3 protein-coding genes are annotated in these 4,529 nt (G+C 41.1%); all 3 read right to left on the bottom strand.

Going from position 1 to position 4,529, the window contains the following annotated elements:
- Window positions 1-50: 50 nt before the first annotated feature.
- From RYZ26_RS19720 to RYZ26_RS19710, 3 genes are read right to left on the bottom strand one after another with little or no spacing between them, the layout of a single operon-like run.
- On the bottom strand, window positions 51-1,022 hold the full coding sequence (locus RYZ26_RS19720) for a response regulator receiver domain (protein WP_317684973.1): 972 nt from the start codon (window positions 1,020-1,022) through the stop codon (window positions 51-53).
- Window positions 1,019-3,982, bottom strand: a complete 2,964-nt coding sequence (locus tag RYZ26_RS19715; RefSeq protein ID WP_317684972.1) for an ATP-binding protein — start codon at window positions 3,980-3,982, stop codon at window positions 1,019-1,021. The genes RYZ26_RS19720 and RYZ26_RS19715 overlap by 4 nt, the downstream gene beginning before the upstream one ends.
- Entirely contained in the window at window positions 3,975-4,457 is a 483-nt protein-coding gene (locus tag RYZ26_RS19710) for a DNA cytosine methyltransferase (protein WP_317684971.1), read from the bottom strand. The genes RYZ26_RS19715 and RYZ26_RS19710 overlap by 8 nt, the downstream gene beginning before the upstream one ends.
- Window positions 4,458-4,529 lie beyond the last annotated feature (72 nt).

Below are 4,529 nucleotides of genomic sequence, written 5' to 3'. Positions count from 1 at the left end.
TCAAATTACGCATAGACTTCTCCTCATAAAAAGAAGTCTTGAATCACATTCTACGCAATTTGTAAATCCACTTTGTCAACAGGACCTAGGTACTTGGTTATGGTCTCTTTTGATGCTATTGCGCCTAATTTTGGGGAGAAATGTAATCTTGCTTTTAGATGGTCTGAGACGAGATTTGTTGAGTACTCGCGAAATTGCATTTCTGCGGTAGGGAATGTCCCTTTTTGTGTGTGCAATGCCATAAAATGGCTCAGTAGAGCCGTGTCTAGATCTTTATTGAATAAAGCTAGATATTCATAGGTGTGATTTCTTATTTCTGAGATGGCAGACAACAGAATATTTGGCAAAAAGCCTCCCGCGAATTCAGCAAACCCGCTAATTAGATGATCAGCGAGATCTTCCTCCGGCACATGTTTGGATATGTGACTTATTCTGCAGGCTTTATGTCCTGATTCCAGGGTAATGTCGAGGCCGTCATCAACTTCACATACGCTGACGCCGCTAAGTTGGCTCAACTCAGAAAAAATTGTTGTTAAGATATCGTCTTTTTTCTCAGAGCTATATATTGAAATAAAGCGCAGTCGTTGTTTTCCGGTGAGATCATTTTCCAAGCGATCTTTAATGAATTTTAATGCGGAAGTACCTTTTGTTTCACTACCGCCTAAGTTCCAATCCAGGATTAATAGGTCTGCTTTATCCGAAGAGTGAGGGAACTTGGTACAATGATCGCTTTCCCAGATAAATGGCGAGCACACGATCCCTTTTTCTGAAAAGGCTTTGATAACCTTGTTTGCATCAACCTTGGGATCGATTGGTTCTGCATCATCTGTATCATCCTCAGAATCGAGATCAAATTCATCCGATTGTTCGGGTTCTACCAATGACGGTGTGGGCTCTTCTTCTGAATTTTCAGTCCCGCTGTTTTCTACGTAATCTGTAGACCAGTTGATTTGATCGTCAATCAAAACTGCTGAGTGAATAAATTCTTTGGCGACTTCCGCACTTAGTTCGGAAAAACTCATTCCGTTTCCTCTAACGGTTCAATAATAAAACTGGCACCAGATGAATTGTCTGGATCAACTTTGATATCCCAACCATCTTTGTTTAAAGAGGTTTTTGCGATGTAGAGACCCATTCCTCTTCCACCATATCGGCGTGAATACCCAAAATCAAAGATATGTGGCAAATCCTTTGCTGATATGCCTGGGCCATTATCTGAAATTTTGAAACCTCTTGTTGTTGCCTCTAAGGTAACTGTCCTAATGCCATTTTTAGTTTTTAACCAAAAGATAGCATTGTCAACAACATTTACAAATACAGGGTATATAACTGAAGCAAAATTTGAAACTTTCTGTTGAAGGAAAGCATCTGTGGTTTGAAGTTCGACTTCATGTCGCTCCATGCGTTCGCCAAATAGATCTTTTACAAAGTCGGAGACAGCTTCACCCGAAATATTAGTTCGTCTTCTACGAAGTCTTTTATCCAGCGGCGTGAATAGACTCAGGTAATTGTCTAAGTGATCAAAACCTTTGCGCATTTCCAGATATAGGTCTTGCAAACCTTCATTCGCACTCGCCCATTTTTGGAGTTGGTGAAGAGATCTCCGGACACCTCGAATGTTTGCTTCGAATTCATGATGAATGACCCCTACAGCCATTCCCAACTGTGCCATGTCTAAACTATCGTTGTAATCATCTTTCAGTATCTCTAATTCTGTCTCCATCGCAGCAATTGCATCGTCCGATGCCAACTCGGCATCTTCACTATTCTCGTTTACCCGATGTAACTGGCCTTTGATCGTTTCCAGTTTTCGTTTGATTGTCAGTGATACGTCATCTAATTGGGATTCCAAGTCTTGCCTGAGTTGGTTCAGACTGTCTTGATCCATGGTTTCAAAATCCGCAGCAATAATTTGCTTTTCAATATGTAATTGAGTTTCTTCCAGGGAAACTCGTGATTCTTTAAGCTGTTCTTTTACATATTTTTCAGTTGATGTAAGCGTCTCGCGAATTTGCGACCGTTCAGCTTCAACTTGTTTGAAATTATACTCGCGGACAGATTTGATTGATGCTTGTAGGCGAGCCCGGGTATCTAAATGGATTTTGGCATCTTTTGCGACACCTCCAACAATCTCATCTAAGAATTTTTGGGCCAGTTGGTATTCTGGGAGGACTTTTTCTGCAAAAGTACTTTCATAATAACGCCAGTCGCGTTCCAGGGTTTTAGTTAAACCTACTGCCTTTGGGCGTTTTACAATAAATGGAGAGAGTGCTTCTTTAAGTTCAATCGCGCAATTTGCCTCTAATTCAATTATCTCACTAGCGATTTCTTCTAAAGAAAATTCATTTATTAAATTATTTAGTCGTTGACGCGTATCCTCACAAATATCGTCAAAAACGTCAGATGGAGAAGTCTCGGCCAACATATCAAAGAAATTGCTTAAATCGTTCTTGAGGTCATTTTTTTTGTTAGTCGCTCTCTGCTTTCTTTTTTGTGCAATGGCATATTCTCTTTCTAATGAACTTCTCTTTTCTGCCCATTCGTCAGCGTAAACGCCTTCTGCCCTGAAGTATTTGGCAGCCAATTGTTCAAAGAAATTCATCAGACATAGGCGGAACTGTCTGTACGCCTTGTTATTCTGGAAGCCTTCTCGGCCCGCTTTTTCATGCAGGTCTGGATTTGAGGTACTATCAATGAAGATTGCACCAAACATTCTTCGGTAAGAAAAGAAATAGTGAGCTGCACCAAGAGTTCTACGTCGCTCAATTTCTAGGAAGTCATAATCTGAGTTTCCATATGGCAAAACCCGGATACCATTGTTGTATATATACAGACCACCAATCGTATCGAGTTTCTTGGTGAGAGACGTATGTTCAGAAGCCGGTACTAGGCTTTGTTTTTTATCACCTTGTACATATGAGAACTCTAATTTGAACGGGCCGGAAGCTAAGGGCTCTTGGGAGGTGTTATAGATAATCTCTACAGTTTGAGGAGCGCCACCATAAATTTTTAAGGTACCTGTGAAATTACCGAACTTATCGAATGAACCTTCTATGTGGTGGTCAGCAATATCGAATTCTTCTGGCGTAAAGAATTCTTGCGAGCCAGCTCTTTGGATTACTTGTCCATCAAGTAGGTGGTCTCTAAATTCTGTTGTTATGGGGATGTCTGCATCTTTTCTCATAGTATTAGAGAAGCCGAGCAACATTCTTTGGAGGTTTGTAGCGCCTTTAAGTCCTCTAACTTTTCCTACGCCTTCTTCTATATCATGAATTAGTCCCTCACTAACTGGAGATATGAAAAAATGTGTTCCACCTTTTTCATCAGATTGGAGAGTGGGACCGTAAGACAAAGAGGTTATTTTGTTAACAGGTAATCTGAATTGGTCTAGTTCAGATTGAATTCGAGCTACTATTTTGGGGTCTGTTTTCTTCTGAATGGCTTTGAGATTATCCTTAACACCTTGGATCATAGCGTCAATGGAAGCGTTGGTGATCTCTTCAACTGAGGGAAATTCTTTTAATGGAACTTCTACCTCATCAAGATCGACACCTGGAAGTTCGTACATTCCCCAATTGATAAATGCGACTGTTACTGGTCCTACGTTACCTCTGCGTTTGGCGCGGGTCATGATTAAAACCTCAGGACCAATGGTAGCGATTGCTAATCGACCAATTCCCTTCTCGCCGAGTACAGCCCTTGCTTCTTTGTCTGGATCTCGTAAAGATTCAGAGTCGCCGCCATCCAGCTTGCTTTCTGTTCCAAGGACTAGCCATCTGGACTCAAAATCTTCTTGAGTCATGCCAATACCATCATCACGGATCAGAAGAATATTGGATTTACGATAAAAATCGACTTCAACTTCGTCTGCATATGCATCATGAGCATTCTTAAATAGCTCATGTAAAGCAGTTGGGATGCCTTGAATTTGTTGGCGTCCAAGCATATCAATAGTGCGGGCGCGAGCTCTGAACTTAGCCATTTTGCAGTTGCTCTTTATGCTCGAAGATAGATTGACCTAGTGCTTTTGCAAAGAGAACAGGTACTGCATTTCCGACTTGTCGAGCGGTTTGGCCTAATGTGCCTTCAAATTTGAAATCATCATCAAAAGTTTGAAGTGCTGCGGCTTCACGAACACTTAGAGCTCTATGTTGTGTAGGGTGCCCGAAACGTCCATTCGATATTGAAGTGCACTTGGTTGTCAGGGTGCAGGCGGGTGCACGTTTTCTTAAGCGTCCATAAGTATCTGTGTAACCTGCAGATTTTCCAGATGCTAAAAGTTTTTTATGGCATTTTAACAAATAATCTTCAGGCCAATTTCTCCAATCACCACCTTCAGGTGTGAGCATTAATCTCTCGATATTTAGCGGCGAAATTCGGGCAGTTTGATGATTAGCTAATTTAGAATGTATTTCCCCGGCTTTCAGTTCTGGGTAGTTCTTAGGTCCTGTTGACAAAGTGGATTTACAAATTGCGTAGAATGTGATTCAAGACTTCTTTTTATGAGGAGAAGTCTATGCGTAATTTGA

Origin of the sequence: Terasakiella sediminum (assembly GCF_033100395.1) — a bacterium.
Lineage (GTDB): Bacteria > Pseudomonadota > Alphaproteobacteria > Rhodospirillales > Terasakiellaceae > Terasakiella.
The sequence above is the reverse complement of the archived record's forward strand: the minus strand, read 5'-3'. Positions and strand labels throughout refer to the sequence as shown.